The organism is Streptomyces sp. NPDC111507 (assembly GCF_055638955.1).
Genome location: NZ_JBVKBU010000002.1, coordinates 1013773 through 1028514, shown reverse-complemented (window position 1 = coordinate 1028514; position 14742 = coordinate 1013773). Strand labels below are relative to the sequence as shown.

The 14742-nt window shown below is 70.4% G+C and carries 10 protein-coding genes; 4 read left to right on the top strand and 6 right to left on the bottom strand.

From position 1 onward, the window contains the following. The first annotated feature begins 11 nt into the window (after positions 1–11). From nuoL to recQ, 4 genes are all read left to right on the top strand, one after another. A complete protein-coding gene (nuoL, locus tag ACZ7M2_RS12190; RefSeq protein ID WP_101400045.1) occupies positions 12–1925 on the top strand; it encodes an NADH-quinone oxidoreductase subunit L in 1914 nt (637 codons plus the stop codon). Between the two features lie 5 nt (positions 1926–1930). Next, positions 1931–3502 (top strand): NADH-quinone oxidoreductase subunit M, encoded by a 1572-nt coding sequence (locus ACZ7M2_RS12185; RefSeq protein ID WP_403690509.1) that lies wholly within the window; start codon positions 1931–1933, stop codon positions 3500–3502. Continuing rightward, complete coding sequence (gene nuoN / locus ACZ7M2_RS12180) at positions 3499–5148, top strand: NADH-quinone oxidoreductase subunit NuoN (protein ID WP_471595124.1); 1650 nt, start codon at positions 3499–3501, stop codon at positions 5146–5148. The genes ACZ7M2_RS12185 and nuoN overlap by 4 nt, the downstream gene beginning before the upstream one ends. Positions 5149–5461: 313 nt before the next feature. Next, the gene (recQ, locus tag ACZ7M2_RS12175) at positions 5462–7447 is read left to right on the top strand and encodes a DNA helicase RecQ (protein ID WP_471595236.1); all 1986 of its coding nucleotides are present in this window, start codon (positions 5462–5464) and stop codon (positions 7445–7447) included. Between the two features lie 42 nt (positions 7448–7489). On the opposite strand, the gene ACZ7M2_RS12170 is transcribed toward recQ, so the two are convergent. The 6 genes from ACZ7M2_RS12170 to ACZ7M2_RS12145 form a co-directional block, all read right to left on the bottom strand. Then, complete coding sequence (locus ACZ7M2_RS12170) at positions 7490–10249, bottom strand: fumarate reductase/succinate dehydrogenase flavoprotein subunit (RefSeq protein WP_471595123.1); 2760 nt, start codon at positions 10247–10249, stop codon at positions 7490–7492. Positions 10250–10260: 11 nt separating this feature from the next. Beyond that, entirely contained in the window at positions 10261–11067 is an 807-nt protein-coding gene (locus ACZ7M2_RS12165) for an ABC transporter ATP-binding protein (protein WP_471595122.1), read from the bottom strand. Then, a complete protein-coding gene (locus tag ACZ7M2_RS12160; RefSeq protein WP_471595121.1) occupies positions 11051–11908 on the bottom strand; it encodes an ABC transporter permease in 858 nt (285 codons plus the stop codon). The genes ACZ7M2_RS12165 and ACZ7M2_RS12160 overlap by 17 nt, the downstream gene beginning before the upstream one ends. Beyond that, the gene (locus tag ACZ7M2_RS12155) at positions 11905–13254 is read right to left on the bottom strand and encodes an ABC transporter substrate-binding protein (RefSeq protein ID WP_471595120.1); all 1350 of its coding nucleotides are present in this window, start codon (positions 13252–13254) and stop codon (positions 11905–11907) included. Before ACZ7M2_RS12155 ends, ACZ7M2_RS12160 begins: the two co-directional genes overlap by 4 nt. 14 nt (positions 13255–13268) lie before the next feature. Continuing rightward, entirely contained in the window at positions 13269–13496 is a 228-nt protein-coding gene (locus ACZ7M2_RS12150) for a 4Fe-4S dicluster domain-containing protein (RefSeq protein ID WP_352046355.1), read from the bottom strand. A 161-nt stretch (positions 13497–13657) separates the two neighbouring features. Further along, positions 13658–14437 carry a GntR family transcriptional regulator gene (locus ACZ7M2_RS12145; protein WP_471595119.1) on the bottom strand — a complete coding sequence of 260 codons (780 nt, stop codon included), beginning with the start codon at positions 14435–14437 and terminating at the stop codon, positions 13658–13660. Positions 14438–14742 lie beyond the last annotated feature (305 nt).

The window sequence follows — 14742 nt, the reverse complement described above, 5'->3', positions numbered from 1 at the left end:
GTCGCTGAATCGTGGAGAACCTGATTGCGCTGCTGGTAGCGGCGCCTCTGCTCGGAGCGGCCGTACTGCTGTGCGGCGGCCGGCGGCTCGATGCCGTCGGCCACTGGATCGGCACGGCGCTCGCGGCCGCGTCCTTCGTGATCGGCGCGATCCTCTTCGCCGACATGCTGGGCAAGAGCGCGGACCACCGGGCCATGAGCCAGTACCTGTTCAGCTGGGTCCCCGTCGAGGGCTTCCAGGCGGACGTCTCCTTCCAGCTCGACCAGCTGTCGATGACGTTCGTCCTGCTGATCACCGGCGTCGGCTCACTGATCCACCTGTACTCGATCGGCTACATGGAGCACGACGAGCGGCGCCGCCGCTTCTTCGGCTACCTGAACCTGTTCCTCGCGGCGATGCTGCTGCTCGTCCTCGCCGACAACTACCTGCTGCTGTACGTCGGCTGGGAGGGCGTCGGCCTCGCCTCGTACCTGCTGATCGGCTTCTGGCAGCACAAGCCCAGCGCCGCCACCGCCGCGAAGAAGGCCTTCCTGGTCAACCGCGTCGGCGACATGGGCCTGTCGATCGCCATCATGCTGATGTTCACCACCTTCGGTTCCTTCGCCTTCGGGCCGGTGCTCGGTACCGAGGGACACCCGGGGCTCGTCGGTGGCGCGACCGAGGGCAAGCTCACCGCCGTCGCCCTGATGCTGCTGCTCGCCGCCTGCGGCAAGTCCGCCCAGGTGCCGCTGCAGTCCTGGCTCGGGGACGCGATGGAGGGCCCGACCCCGGTCTCAGCCCTCATCCACGCCGCGACCATGGTGACCGCGGGTGTCTACCTGATCGTCCGCTCCGCCGCGATCTTCAACGCCGCGCCCGACGCCCAGCTCGTCGTCACCGTGGTCGGCGCCGTCACGCTCCTGTTCGGTGCGATCGTCGGTTGTGCGAAGGACGACATCAAGAAGGCGCTCGCCGGATCGACGATGTCGCAGATCGGCTACATGGTGCTGGCCGCGGGCCTCGGCCCCATCGGTTACGTCTTCGCGATCATGCACCTGGTGACGCACGGCTTCTTCAAGGCCGGACTGTTCCTCGGCGCCGGCTCGGTCATGCACGGCATGAACGACGAGGTCGACATGCGCAAGTACGGCGGCCTGCGCACATACATGCCGATCACCTTCGTCACCTTCGGCCTCGGCTACCTCGCCATCATCGGCTTCCCGGGCCTGTCCGGCTTCTTCTCCAAGGACAAGATCATCGAGGCGGCCTTCGCGAAGGGCGGCACCGAGGGCTGGATCCTCGGCGGCGCGGCCCTGCTGGGCGCGGCCATCACGGCGTACTACATGACCCGCGTGATGATCATGACGTTCTTCGGGGAGAAGCGCTGGCAGCCGGACGCCGAAGGTCATGAGCCGCACCCGCACGAGTCCCCGAGGTCCATGACGATCCCCATGATCGTACTGGCCTTCGGATCGGTCTTCGCGGGCGGTTTCTTCAGTATCGGCGACCGCTTCCTCAACTGGCTGGAGCCGGTCACCGGGCACTCGGAGGGCAACTCGCCCGTCAGCGCCCTCACGGTCACGCTGGCCACCATGGTGCTGCTCGTCGTCGGCGCCGGAATCGCGTACGCCCAGTACGGGCGCAGCCCCGTCCCGGTCGTCGCCCCGCGCGGTTCCCTGCTCACCCGGGCCGCCCGGCGCGACCTGCTCCAGGACGACTTCAACCACGTCGTGCTGGTGCGCGGCGGGGAGCACCTCACACGCTCCCTGGTGTACGTCGACCACACCCTGGTCGACGGGGTCGTCAACGGCACCGCGGCCTCCATGGGCGGCCTCTCCGGGCGGCTGCGCAAACTGCAGAACGGCTATGCGCGCAGTTACGCGGTCTCGATGTTCGGCGGTGTGGCGATCCTCGTCGCCGCGACCCTGCTGATGAGGGCGGTCTGATACCGATGTCCTTTCCTCTGCTGACAGCGACGGCGGCGCTCCCGGCGATCGGGGCGATCGCCACGGCCGCCGTGCCGGCCGCGCAACGCGTCGCCGCCAAGTGGCTGGCGCTGCTCGTCTCGCTCGCCACGCTCGTCCTGGCCGCGATCGTGCTCGTACGTTTCGACCCCGGCGGCGACCGCTACCAGCTCACCGAATCCCACGCCTGGATCAAGGACTTCGGAGTGCGGTACGAGCTGGGCGTGGACGGCATCGGGGTGGCGCTCGTCGCGCTGACCGCGCTGCTGATCCCGTTCGTGATCCTGGCGGGCTGGCACGATGCCGACCCGCAGGAGACAGGAAGCAGTCGCTGGCGGCCGACCCAAGGCTTCTTCGCCCTGATCCTGGCCGTCGAGGCGATGGTGATCATCTCTTTCGAGGCCACCGACGTCTTCCTCTTCTACATCTTCTTCGAAGCCATGCTGATCCCGATGTACTTCCTCATCGGCGGCTTCGGGGACCGTGCCCACGAGCACGGGGACGACGCGGCGGCGACTCAACGCTCTTACGCCGCGGTGAAGTTCCTCCTCTACAACCTGGTCGGCGGTCTGATCATGCTGGCCGCCGTCATCGGCCTCTACGTAGTGGCCGGAAACTTCTCGCTCCAGGAGATCGTGCAGGCCCGCGCCAACGGCTCGCTGCACATGGCGACCAGCACGGAGCGGTGGCTGTTCCTCGGCTTCTTCTTCGCGTTCGCGGTGAAGGCGCCCCTGTGGCCGCTGCACACCTGGCTGCCCAACGCCATGGGAGAGGCCACGGCCCCGGTCGCGGTACTGATCACGGCGGTGGTCGACAAGGTCGGTACCTTCGCGATGCTCCGCTTCTGCCTCCAGCTCTTCCCGGAGGCGAGCAAGTGGGCGACGCCGGTCATCCTCGTCCTCGCCCTCATCAGCATCATCTACGGGGCGCTGCTCGCGGTCGGCCAGCGGGACATCAAACGGCTGGTGGCGTACGCGTCGATCTCGCACTTCGGGTTCATCATCCTGGGCATCTTCGCGATGACCAGCCAGGGCCAGTCGGGCGCGACGCTCTACATGGTCAACCACGGGATCTCGACCGCTGCCCTGATGCTGGTGGCGGGCTTCCTGATCTCGCGGCGCGGCTCGCGTCTGATCGCCGACTACGGAGGGGTGCAGAAAGTCGCCCCGGTGCTCGCGGGCACCTTCCTGATCGGCGGCCTGGCGACCCTCTCGCTCCCCGGGCTCGCGCCCTTCGTGAGTGAATTCCTGGTCCTGGTCGGCGCGTTCGAGCGCTACCCGGCCGTCGGCATCGTCGCCACCTTCGGCATCGTCCTCGCCGCGCTCTACACACTCGTCCTCTACCAGCGGACGATGACGGGCCCGGTGAAGGCGGAGGTCGCCGAGATGCCCGACCTCAGGGTGCGTGAGCTTCTGGTGGTCGCCCCGCTGATCGCCCTGCTGATCTTCCTGGGCGTCTATCCGAAGCCGGTCACCGACATCGTCAACCCGGCGGTCCAGCAGACCATGTCCGACGTCCATAAGACGGACCCCAAGCCCGAGGTGGAGGCGGCCAAGTGAGCACAGCAGCTGTCCACAGCCTGTGGACAACCGCGGCCGAACCGATCTCCAAGATCGGCGCGCCGAAGATCGAATACGGGCAATTGTCGCCCACCCTGATCGTGATCGGGGCGGCGCTCGTAGGGGTGCTCGTCGAGGCCTTCGTGCCGCGCAAGTCCCGCTACTACGCGCAGGTCTTCCTGTCCGTCGTCGCGCTCGCCGCCGCCTTCGCCGCGGTGATCGCACTGGCGGCGGGCGGATACGGCACCACGAAGGCGCACATCGCGGCCATGGGCGCGATCGCCGTCGACGGACCGTCCCTGTTCCTGCAGGGCACGATCCTGCTGGCGGGCATCCTCGGTGTCTTCACCTTCGCCGAGCGACGGCTCGACCCGGAGGCGCACGGCAACCGCGTCGACTCGTTCGCCGCACAGGCCGCCTCTGTGCCCGGCAGCGACAGCGAGAAGGCCGCGGTGAAGGCCGGGTTCACCACCACCGAGGTGTTCCCGCTGCTGCTCTTCGCGATCGGCGGCATGCTGGTCTTCCCGTCGGCCAACGACCTGCTGACCCTGTTCATCGCGCTGGAAGTCTTCTCGCTGCCCCTCTACCTGCTGTGCGCCGTGGCTCGCCGCAAGCGGCTCATGTCGCAGGAGGCCGCGGTCAAGTACTTCCTGCTCGGCGCCTTCGCCTCCGCGTTCACCCTCTTCGGCATCGCCCTGCTCTACGGCTACGCGGGCTCCGTGTCGTACGCGACGATCGCGCAGGTCGTGGACGGCACGGTCCCGAACGTCGACCCGGCGCTCGCCGGCACCATGGGCAACGACGTGCTGCTGCTCATCGGCGCCGCGATGGTCGTCATGGGCCTGCTCTTCAAGGTCGGCGCGGTGCCGTTCCACATGTGGACCCCCGACGTCTACCAGGGCGCGCCGACACCGGTCACCGGCTTCATGGCCGCGGCGACGAAGGTGGCCGCCTTCGGGGCGCTGCTGCGGCTGCTGTACGTCGTCCTTCCGGGCCTGCGCTGGGACTGGCGGCCGGTCATGTGGGCCGTCGCGATCGTCACCATGTTGGGCGGTGCGATCGTCGCGATCACCCAGACCGACATCAAGCGGCTCCTGGCGTACTCGTCCATCGCGCACGCCGGATTCATCCTCGCGGGCGTCATCGCGACCTCGCCGGACGGCGTCTCGTCGGTCCTCTTCTACCTGGGTGCGTACTCGTTCGTGACGATCGGGGCCTTCGCGGTCGTGACCCTGGTCCGCGACGCGGGCGGCGAGGCCACGCACCTGTCCAAGTGGGCGGGCCTCGGACGCAGGTCACCGCTGGTGGCGGCCGTCTTCGCGGTCTTCCTGCTGGCGTTCGCGGGTATTCCGCTGACCTCCGGCTTCGCCGGGAAGTTCGCCGTCTTCAAGGCGGCGGCGGAGGGCGGCGCGGGCGCGCTGGTCGTGGTCGGTGTGATCTCGTCGGCGATCGCGGCGTTCTTCTACATCCGCGTGATCGTGCTCATGTTCTTCAGCGAGCCCCGGCCGGAGGGACCGACGGTCGCCGTGCCCTCGCCGCTGACCATGACGGCGATCGGGTTCGGCGTGGCGGTCACGCTGGTGCTCGGTGTGGCGCCGCAGTACTTCCTGAACCTGGCGAGCCAGGCGGGAGTCTTCGTCCGCTGAACCACGCACGGCCCGGGCCCCGCTCCCTCTTCGTGAGGCAGCGGGGCCCGAGCCGTGATCAGCGCATCGCGTGCCCCGTCTGCCCCCTCTTCCCCGCCCGAACAGCATGTCCCCGGCTCGAAAGACGTCGCCATGCGAGTGGGGCCAACGGATGGAACGCGCGCAGGGCGCGCCGTGCAGGGGACTGAGACCGGCCGGACGCGAGTGCGTAGGGAAGCCGATCGGTCGCAGCCTGTGGATAACTCTCGGGCTGTCGGCGCGGACCCCTATCGTGGACGCAGTGGTCGAGGCGCGACGTACGGGGGACAGGACGATGGGCGGGACGGGTGTGATGACCGAAGCGGACGCGACGGAGACGCTGGGAGGGAGCGAGGCACTGGCCACGCTCCACCGGGTCTTCGGGTACGACGCCTTCCGCGGCGAGCAGGAAGCGATCATCGAGCACGTGGTGGCGGGCGGTGACGCTGTCGTCCTGATGCCGACGGGTGGCGGCAAGTCGCTCTGCTACCAGATTCCGGCCCTGGTCAGACCGGGTACGGGAGTCGTGGTCTCCCCCCTCATCGCGCTGATGCAGGATCAGGTGGACGCGTTGCGCGCGCTGGGCGTGCGTGCCGGGTTCATGAACTCCACGCAGGACTTCGACGAGCGGCGCGTGGTGGAGGCCGAGTTCCTGTCAGGGGAGCTCGACGTGCTCTACCTGGCTCCGGAGCGGCTTCGCCTGGAGACCACGCTGGACCTGCTGTCACGCGGGAAGATCTCCGTCTTCGCGATCGACGAGGCGCACTGCGTGGCCCAGTGGGGCCACGACTTCCGTCCCGACTATCTGGCGCTCTCACTGCTCGGCGAGCGCTGGCCGGACGTCCCGCGCATCGCATTGACGGCCACGGCCACCCGCGCGACGCACAAGGAGATCACCCAGCGCCTGGCCATGCCGACCGCCCGCCATTTCGAGGCGAGCTTCGACCGTCCCAACATCCAGTACCGGATCGTCCCGAAGGCCGATCCCAAGAAGCAGCTGCTGTCCTTTCTGCGTGACGAGCACGCGGGCGATGCGGGCATCGTGTACTGCCTCTCGCGCAACTCGGTGGAGAAGACAGCCGAGTTCCTCTCCCGCAACGGCGTCGAGGCGGTGCCGTACCACGCGGGTCTGGACGCGGGCACTCGCGCCACCCACCAGTCGCGCTTCCTGCGCGAAGAGGGCCTGGTCGTGGTCGCCACCATCGCCTTCGGCATGGGTATCGACAAGCCGGACGTGCGGTTCGTGGCCCACCTCGACCTGCCCAAGTCGGTCGAGGGCTACTACCAGGAGACGGGACGCGCGGGCCGTGACGGACTGCCGTCCACGGCATGGATGGCGTACGGGCTCCAGGACGTCGTCCAGCAGCGCAAGATGATCCAGGGCTCGGAGGGCGACGAGGCGTTCCGCCGCCGGGCCGCCTCCCACCTGGACTCGATGCTGGCCCTGTGCGAGACAGTCCAGTGCCGGCGCTCCCAGCTCCTCGCCTACTTCGGCCAGGACCCGCACACCCCGGCATGCGGCAACTGCGACACATGCCTCGCACCGCCTGAGACCTCGGACGGCACGGTCGTGGCACAGAAGCTGCTGTCCACGGTGGTGAGGCTGCAGCGCGAGCGCGGACAGAAGTTCGGCGCCGGACAGATCATCGACATCCTGCTGGGGCGGCGCACCGCCAAGGTGATCCAGTTCGATCACGACCAGCTGTCCGTGTTCGGCATCGGTGAGGACCTCGCCGAGTCCGAATGGCGTGGTGTGGTGCGGCAGTTGCTGGCACAAGGCCTGCTCGCGGTCGAGGGCGAATACGGGACGCTGGTGCTGACCGAGGAGAGCGGGACGGTGCTGCGGCGCGAGCGCGAGGTGCCGCTCCGCAAGGAGCCGCCGAAGCCCACCGTCTCCCGCTCGTCCTCCTCCTCGCGGGGCGATCGCAAGGCCAAGGCCGCGACGGCCGACCTGCCCCAGGAGCTCGTCCCCGCCTTCGAGGCCCTGCGCTCCTGGCGTGCCGAACAGGCCAAGGAACAGGGCGTCCCGGCGTACGTCATCTTCCACGACGCCACGCTCCGGGAGATCGCCACGGTGTGGCCCACCTCGGTCGAAGGCCTCGGCGGCATCAGCGGGGTGGGCGAGAAGAAGCTCGCGACATACGGAGAGGGCGTGATCGGAGTGCTCGCCTCCCTGGGCGGCGGCGCCCCCGGAGCAGCACCGGCCGCCGCGGCCGGTGAGGCACCGGACCCGGACTGGCCCGAGATGGACGCGGAACCGGAGCCGGAGGACTGGATATAGGGCGCCCCGGCCCTCTGCCCAGCTCTCTGCTCAGCCCTGTGGTCACAGGGCCCGTGACGCGTACGCCCTGACGTCCGCGTCGGAGTCCGCCGTGGCCGTGGCCAGGGCCGCGCGGGCGGCCTCGTCGATCGCGGAATGCCGCACGAGGGCCAGGACCGTCGCCTTGCGGACGTCGGCGTTCGGGTCTTCTAGGGCCCGGGCGAGCGCCGGGACGGCGACCCGGGCCTCCGCGGCGGACAGCGCGGTCGCGGCGCCGGAGCGGACCTGCCAGGCGGCGTCGGCCTGGGCGGCGACGGCACGCGCGGCCAGGGACGTCGAGCAGCCGGTGACGGCCAGCGTCGCGAAGGCCGCTGCCCGGACCAGGGCGTCCGGGTCGGTCGTGAGCCGGTCGAGGGTGTCCGCGACGAGCTTTCCCGGGGTCACGTTGGCGAGAGCCTTGGCCACTGTGACGCGGACCTCGCGGGACGGGTCGGCCGCGGCCCGGCTCAGGGGCTCCGCGGCGTCGACGGAGACCAGGGCGCGCACGGCCTCGACGCGGACGGCGGTTTCGGGATCGACGAGGACGTCGGCGAACAGTTCGGCGTCGCCCAGGCGCAGCGCGCGCAGGACGTCCAGGGCGGCGGTGCGCACGACGGGATCGTCCTCGGTGAGGGCGGCGGTGAGGGCCTCGCGCAGGTCCGGCTCGGCCGGCAGGGTCTCCACCAGCTCGCGCAGCGAGGCCGCGGCGGTGGCCCGTACGTCGCCGTGCGGGTCCCGGAGTGCGGCGGCGAGGGCGGGACCGGTGCCGGGCGGCACGGTCTCGGTGAGGACGTCGACGGCCGAGCGTCGGACAGCGGGGGACGGGTCGTCCAAGTAGGGCAGCAGTGCGGTGAGTTCGGGTTCCTGTTCCGTGAGGGTGAGGAGTTCGAGGAGGCGGGGCGAGGTGCCGGCGCCGGTGTGGTCGAGTCCGCTGCGGTCGGGATCGGTGACGGGGACCGTGCCGGAAGGGGGCACCGAGGCCACCGGCGCGGCATCCCGTGCCCCCGCTGTGGCGACCGCCTCCGGGTGGACCTCGCCGAGGTGTCGGGAGGCGCCGCCCGTCGGGGCGAAGTCGGGAACCGGGACGAGATAGGGGGCCACGGGACGGGCCGTGAACTCCATGGAGCCGGAGGAGGACTTGTGCAGGTCGAGGTGGTGGAACCAGGAGTCGTCGTCGCGCGCGGGATGGTCCGTGCGGTCGTGGTACAGGCCCCAGCGGGACTCCGTGCGGGCCAGGGAGGCGCGGGCCGCCATCTCCGCGCAGTCGCGGATGAACGTGACCTCGGCGCACCGCATCAGCTCGTGCGGAGTGCGGGCACCCATCTCCGCGATGTCCGCGCGCATCCGCTCGAACGCCTCCAGGGCGAGGGAGAGCCGGGCGCCGGACTTCGGCGGCGCCACGTAGTCGTTCACGAAGCGGCGGAGTTTGTACTCGACCTGGGACTGCGGGGGCCCGTCCGGGTGGTGCAGCGGGCGGTAGACCAGTTCGTGTGCGTCGCGCAGCTGGTCCTGCGGCAACTCGCCCTCGTAGGGCTTGTACTGGGCGGCGTCCGCTCCCGCGAGGTCGCCGAAGACGAACGCGCCGATCATGTAGTTGTGGGGGACACAGGCCAGGTCCCCGGCGGCGTACAGACGGGGCACGGTCGTACGGGCGTGGTCGTCGACCCGTACGCCCGAAGCGGAGTGGCCGCCGCACAGGCCGATCTCGGAGATGTGCATCTCGATGTCATGGGTGCGGTAGTCGTGGCCGCGACCGGCGTGGAAGGTACCGCGCGTGGGGCGTTCGGTGGTGTGCAGAATGGACTCGAGGGCGCTGATCGACTCCTCGGGGAGGTGGCTGAGCTTGAGGTACACCGGGCCCCGGTCCGAGGCGATCTCGGCGGCGAACTCGGCCATCATCCGGCCCGACCAGTAGTCGGAGTCGACGAAGCGTTCGCCGTGCCGGTTGACCTGGTAGCCGCCGAAGGGGTTGGCGACGTAGGCGCAGGCGGGACCGTTGTAGTCCTTGATCAGCGGGTTGATCTGGAAGCACTCGATACCGGTGAGTTCGGCGCCGGCGTGGTAGGCCATGGCGTAGCCGTCACCGGCGTTGGTGGGGTTCTCGTACGTGCCGTAGAGGTAGCCGGAGGCGGGCAGGCCGAGGCGGCCGCAGGCGCCGGTCGCGAGGATCACCGACCCGGCACGTACGGAGACGAACCGCCCGGTGCGGGTGTTGAAGCCCGCGGCACCCACCGCGCGCCCCTCCGCCGTGAGGACCCGTACCGGCATCACCCGGTTCTCGATGCGGATGCGCTCGCGCATCTCGCGGCGCCGCAACTGCCGGTAGAGGACCTTCTTGACGTCCTTGCCCTCGGGCATCGGCAACACGTACGAGCCGGAGCGGTGCACCTGGCGGACCGCGTACTCACCGTGCTCGTCCTTCTCGAACTTCACGCCGTACGACTCCAGGCGCCGCACCATCGCGAAGCCGCGGGTCGCGGTCTGGCGGACGGTGGACTGGTCGACGATGCCGTCGTTGGCGCGGGTGATCTCGGCGACGTAGTCGTCGGGTTCGGCGCGGCCGGGGATGACCGCGTTGTTGACGCCGTCCATGCCCATGGCGAGAGCGCCGGAGTGGCGGACGTGCGCCTTCTCCAGGAGGAGGACATCGGCCCCGTGCTCGGCGGCGGTGAGTGCCGCCATGGTGCCGGCCGTGCCGCCGCCGATGACGAGGACGTCGCAGGACAGCTCTTCGGCGTCCGCGAGCGCGGGGATCTCCACGAGGGTGTCCACGGAGGTGTCCACGAGGGTGCCTTTCAGGTGCTGAGGGACGTGAGGACCTCGCGACGCAGGGCGAGCCGCGCCGGGTTGTCGAGTGCGGATCGATCACGCGGTCGCGGTACTTCACGTACGGCGAGCAGTCGGCCGGGGCTGCCGGGACCGCCGTCGTCGGCCGGCTGCCCGGAGCCGAGGAGCGCGACCCGGTCGCCCAGGAACAACGCCTCGTCCACGTCGTGGGTGACGAAGACGACGGTCGCTCCGGTGCCGTGCAGCACCTCGACGAGGAGATCCTGCATGCCGGCGCGGGTCTGGGCGTCGAGGGCGCCGAAGGGTTCGTCCATGAGGACGGCGCGGGGTGCTCCGGCGAGGGCGCGGGCGAGCTGGACGCGCTGGCGCTGGCCGCCGGAGACGCGGTGCGGCAACTGCCGTTCGCGGTCGGCGAGTCCGACGCGGGCGAGCCAGCCCGAGGCCTGCGCGCGCCGCTCGGTGCGGGACGAGCCCTTGATGGCCAGCGGGAGTTCGACGTTGGCGCGCAGGGTGCGCCAGGGAAGAAGGGCATCCTCCTGGAAGACGAGCGCCCGGTCGGCACCGGGGCCCACCAGGGGGCGGCCGTCCTGGGTGACGGTTCCGGCGAGGGCGGGCAGCAGCCCGGCAAGGGTGCGCAGGAGGGTCGACTTGCCGCAGCCAGAGGGGCCGACGACGGTGAGGATCTCGCCGGGGGCGATGTCCAGGACGACGCCTTCGAGGACCAGGGCGCCGGGTCGGCCGAGCGAGGCGTGGGTGAGGGACAGCCGGGTGCCGCGCGCGGCGACGGGCGTCCCGGTCTCAGACGAGGTGCTCATCGCGCACCCCCTCCTCGCGGACAGGCTCCGGGACGGACGAGGCCGGGGCGGGGGTCCTGCGTACGCGCGCCCCGGCGACGTACTCGGTGCGCGGCAGCCATCGGGTGAGCCATCGCCCCACGCGCTCGACGGCCGTGGAGGTGACCCAGCCCAGCACACCGATCGTGACCATGCCGACGAAGACACCGGGATAGTCGACGACGGTGTAGTCCTGCCAGGTGCGGTAGCCGACGCCGTACTGGCCGGAGATCATCTCGGCGGAGATCACACAGATCCACGAGACGCCGATGCCGACCGAGAGACCGCCGAAGATCCCGGGGAGGGCACCGGGCAGGACGACCGAGCCGAGGATCCGCCATCGGCCGCCGCCCATGGTGCGCACGACCTCCTCCCACGCGGGGGCCAGGGCCCGAACCGCGTGCCGGGTGGAGACCAGGACCGGGAAGAGGGCGGCGGCGCAGGTGATGAAGACGATGCCCTGTTCGTTGCTGGGGAAGAGGAGGATCGCCACCGGGACGAGCGCGATCGCGGGGATCGGCCTGAGCACCTCCACCAGCGGGCCGAGCAGGTCCTCGGCGAGGCGCGAGCGGGCCACGAGCACGCCCGTGGCCACCCCCAGGACGGCCGCCAGCAGGAAACCGGTGAGGATCCGGGTGAGGCTGTCGGTGAGGTCCGTCCAGTAGTCGTGGCCGCCGAGGCGGTCACCGAAGGCACGAGCCACGTCGGCGACGGTGGGGAACTGCGAGAAGCGCAGCCAGAGGTCGACGTTCAGGCTGGTCAGCAGCTGCCAGGTGGTCAGGGCCGCGGCGAGCGACGCGGCCCTGACGAGATACCGGGTCATGACGCCCGCTCCAGCGCGGAGGCGTACGAGATGGTGCGCGCGCCCTGGTGCCCGTCGAGGTACGCCTGGGCTGTCGCCGCCGTGATGAAGGGGCGCAGGTCGCTGCCGTCGGCCACCCACACCGCCCGGTCGGCGAACCACAGGGTGCCGGTCGTGGCGTCGGGGACGTACGCGGCGCGGACGGTGCCGCGGTGGGAGGACACGTAGTGGAGGAGAGCGGAAGGCGAGGCGAAGGTACGGGTCGAGGAGGCGCCCTTGGGCCACACCTCGCTCGCGGCCGGTGGAGGTGACGCGGCGAGCTGATCGGCGTACGCGGTCGGGCCGAGGGCGCGTTTCACGTACTGGTCGTCGACGAAGGCGTCCACGTCGACGTCGCCCACGAGCTTCGCCGACTTCAGGACGGAAGCGTCCTTCTTCAGCGCGGAGATCAGCTGGGGCCTGAGGGCCGGGTCGAAGGTGGCGATGCCGTGAGCGCCGTTGTAGAGGTAGACGACCTCGGCGGGTAGATCGGTCGCCTTCGCGACCTTCTGGGCGGCGGCCAGCGGGTGGTCGTGCAGATAGGTCGTCGCCTCCGACTGGGCCCGGAGGAAGGCCTCCAGCACGGCCGGGCGCTTCTTCGCGAAGTCCTCGCGGGCGGTGACGCCGTGGAAGGTCGGCAGATCGAGTGCGGCGCCGTCGTAAAGGGCCTTGGCCTTGCCCTGGAAGGCGAGCAGGCCGGGCCAGGCGACGAACTGCGAGAGCGCGTCGGTGCTGCCCGCGGAGAGGGCCGAAGCGCCCACCGCGGGCTGTTGGTTGAGCTTCTGGATGCCCTTGTCCGGGTCGATTCCGGCGCGCTGCAGGGCTCGTACGAGGGTGCCGTCGGCCGCCGAACCGATGCTGGTCGACACTTTCTTGCCGCGCAGGTCGTCGAGGGTGGCGAGTTTCGAGTCCGGTGCCGTGACGATGGTGTTGAGGCCGCCTCGGAGGTTGTAGCCGGTGACGGAGACGAGGCGGGTGGGGCGGCCGAGCTGTTTGCCGCGGGCCGCGTTGATCAGCAGCGGGAAGTCGCCCATCGAGCCGATGTCGATCTTCCCGGCGGTCATCTGGGCGGTGATCGGGGCGCCGGTCGCGTAGTCCTGCCAGTTCACCTTGTACGTCGTGCCGTCCCTCAGGGAGTTCAACTCCTTCTCGAAGGAGCCGAGGGAACGAAGCAGGGTTCCCGCGGTGACGGTGTTGATGGTCTTGGACTGGTAGCCGACCGTGATGATGACCGTGGAGCCGGAACCGGTCGTGGTGCCGTTGCCGCAGGCGGTGAGAGGAAGTACGAGGGCGGCCGTGGCCAGGGCGGCGAATGCCTTGAGTTTCATGGAGTTCGGTCCTCTCACCGGAGGAGGTAGGGCATGTTGACCGTGACGGCCCCGGTGGGGCAGCGGGCCGCGCAGGGGCCGCAGTACCAGCACTCGTCGACGTGCATGTACGCCTTGTCGTTGCTCTCGTCGATGGCGAGGGAGTCCAGCGGGCACATGTCCACGCAGAGCGTGCAGCCGTCGATGCACTTCGACTCGTCGATGGTCACGGGCACGTCGGCCCGCTGGGGCGCCAAGGGCATGGCTGTCTCCAGAAAAGTCGTGCGTGGGATGAACCGGAAGGGCCCTTCGAAACGATGAAGGGGTGGAGGGGCGCGGTGGTGAGGGGCGCGGTGATGAAAGGGAGCTGTGGTGAGGGGCGCGGTGCGGAAGGGAGGTGACGGTGGCGTGGTGACGAGAGGCTTCAGAGCGCGCGGCGGAGCTGGCCGCTCATTGTGATGCGGTCGCCGCGGAAGCGGATGAACTCCAGGTCCACGGGGCGGCCGTCGGCGAGGTGAGTGAGCCGCTCCAGCATGAGGACGGCCGCACCGCGGGGCGCTTGCAGGACGGCCGCCGAGTGTGCGTCGGAGTTGACCGCCTCCAGGGTGATCTCGGCGTGCCCCAGAGGCTGGCCGGCGATGGCTTCCAGGAGACGGAAGACATCGGTGTTCTCCAGGTCGGCGCCTAGCAGGGCGGTGCCGAGGTCGAGCGGGATGTAGGTGAGGTCGAGGGAGAGGGGGAGTCCGTCGAGGCGGCGGAGGCGTTCGATGTAGAGGACGTCAGCGCCGGGGGCGATACGGAGGCGGTCGGCCACGGGAGTGGGTGCGGCCACGGGGCCGACCGTGCGGACCTCGTTGGTGACCTGGCCGTGTTCGCGCAGGGTCTCCGCGAGTCCCATCAGCCGGTCGAGTCCGTGCGGGTACTTCTGGGCGACGACGACGGTGCCGACGCCGGGGAGGCGTTCCACCAGGCCCTCCGCGCGGAGCAGGTCCAGGGCCTGGCGGATGGTGTTGCGCGAGGCGCCGTAGTCGGTGCCGAGGGCGGCTTCGTGCGGCAGGGTGCCGTCCGGGAAACCGCCCGTCAGCACCTGGTGGCGGAGCAGGTCGGCGAGTTGCCTCGCCCGGTCCGCGCGCAGCCGGCGACGGTGGGCGGCGACGGTGGTCGCGCCGGGGCCGGCGTGCTCTCGGGCGCGTTCGGTGGGCATGCGACGGACCATACCGACGGGGTGCGGGTGGTGGTGTTGCTGGAGTGTTGCGCCACCTGTCGATGGTGGGGGTCGGGGGTTGGCCTGCGGTTTTGGTCGGGAGGAGGGGAGATCTGCCACCCGTGGGGGCGGGGTGTCTTGGGGGTGCGGGGGTGCGGGGGCGTGGGGCCGACGGGGTAGGGGTCTTCGCCCCCGCCGCCGCTACCCGTCCCCTCCCAGGGGCTCCGCCCCTTCGACCCCCTGGGCTCCCCTCACCGGGGGGAGGGGAGCCCACCGCGGGGCTTCGCCCCTGCATCCCGGCGGGG

Excerpts from the sequence above, each read along its gene's own strand:
- ACZ7M2_RS12145 (WP_471595119.1), bottom strand. The coding sequence starts at position 14,437 with ATGCCCACCGAACGCGCCCGAGAGCACGCCGGCCCCGGCGCGACCACC.
- ACZ7M2_RS12155 (WP_471595120.1), bottom strand. The coding sequence starts at position 13,254 with ATGAAACTCAAGGCATTCGCCGCCCTGGCCACGGCCGCCCTCGTACTT.
- ACZ7M2_RS12165 (WP_471595122.1), bottom strand. The coding sequence starts at position 11,067 with ATGAGCACCTCGTCTGAGACCGGGACGCCCGTCGCCGCGCGCGGCACC.
- ACZ7M2_RS12150 (WP_352046355.1), bottom strand. The coding sequence starts at position 13,496 with ATGCCCTTGGCGCCCCAGCGGGCCGACGTGCCCGTGACCATCGACGAG.
- ACZ7M2_RS12160 (WP_471595121.1), bottom strand. The coding sequence starts at position 11,908 with ATGACCCGGTATCTCGTCAGGGCCGCGTCGCTCGCCGCGGCCCTGACC.
- recQ (WP_471595236.1), top strand. The coding sequence starts at position 5,462 with ATGGGCGGGACGGGTGTGATGACCGAAGCGGACGCGACGGAGACGCTG.
- ACZ7M2_RS12185 (WP_403690509.1), top strand. The coding sequence starts at position 1,931 with ATGTCCTTTCCTCTGCTGACAGCGACGGCGGCGCTCCCGGCGATCGGG.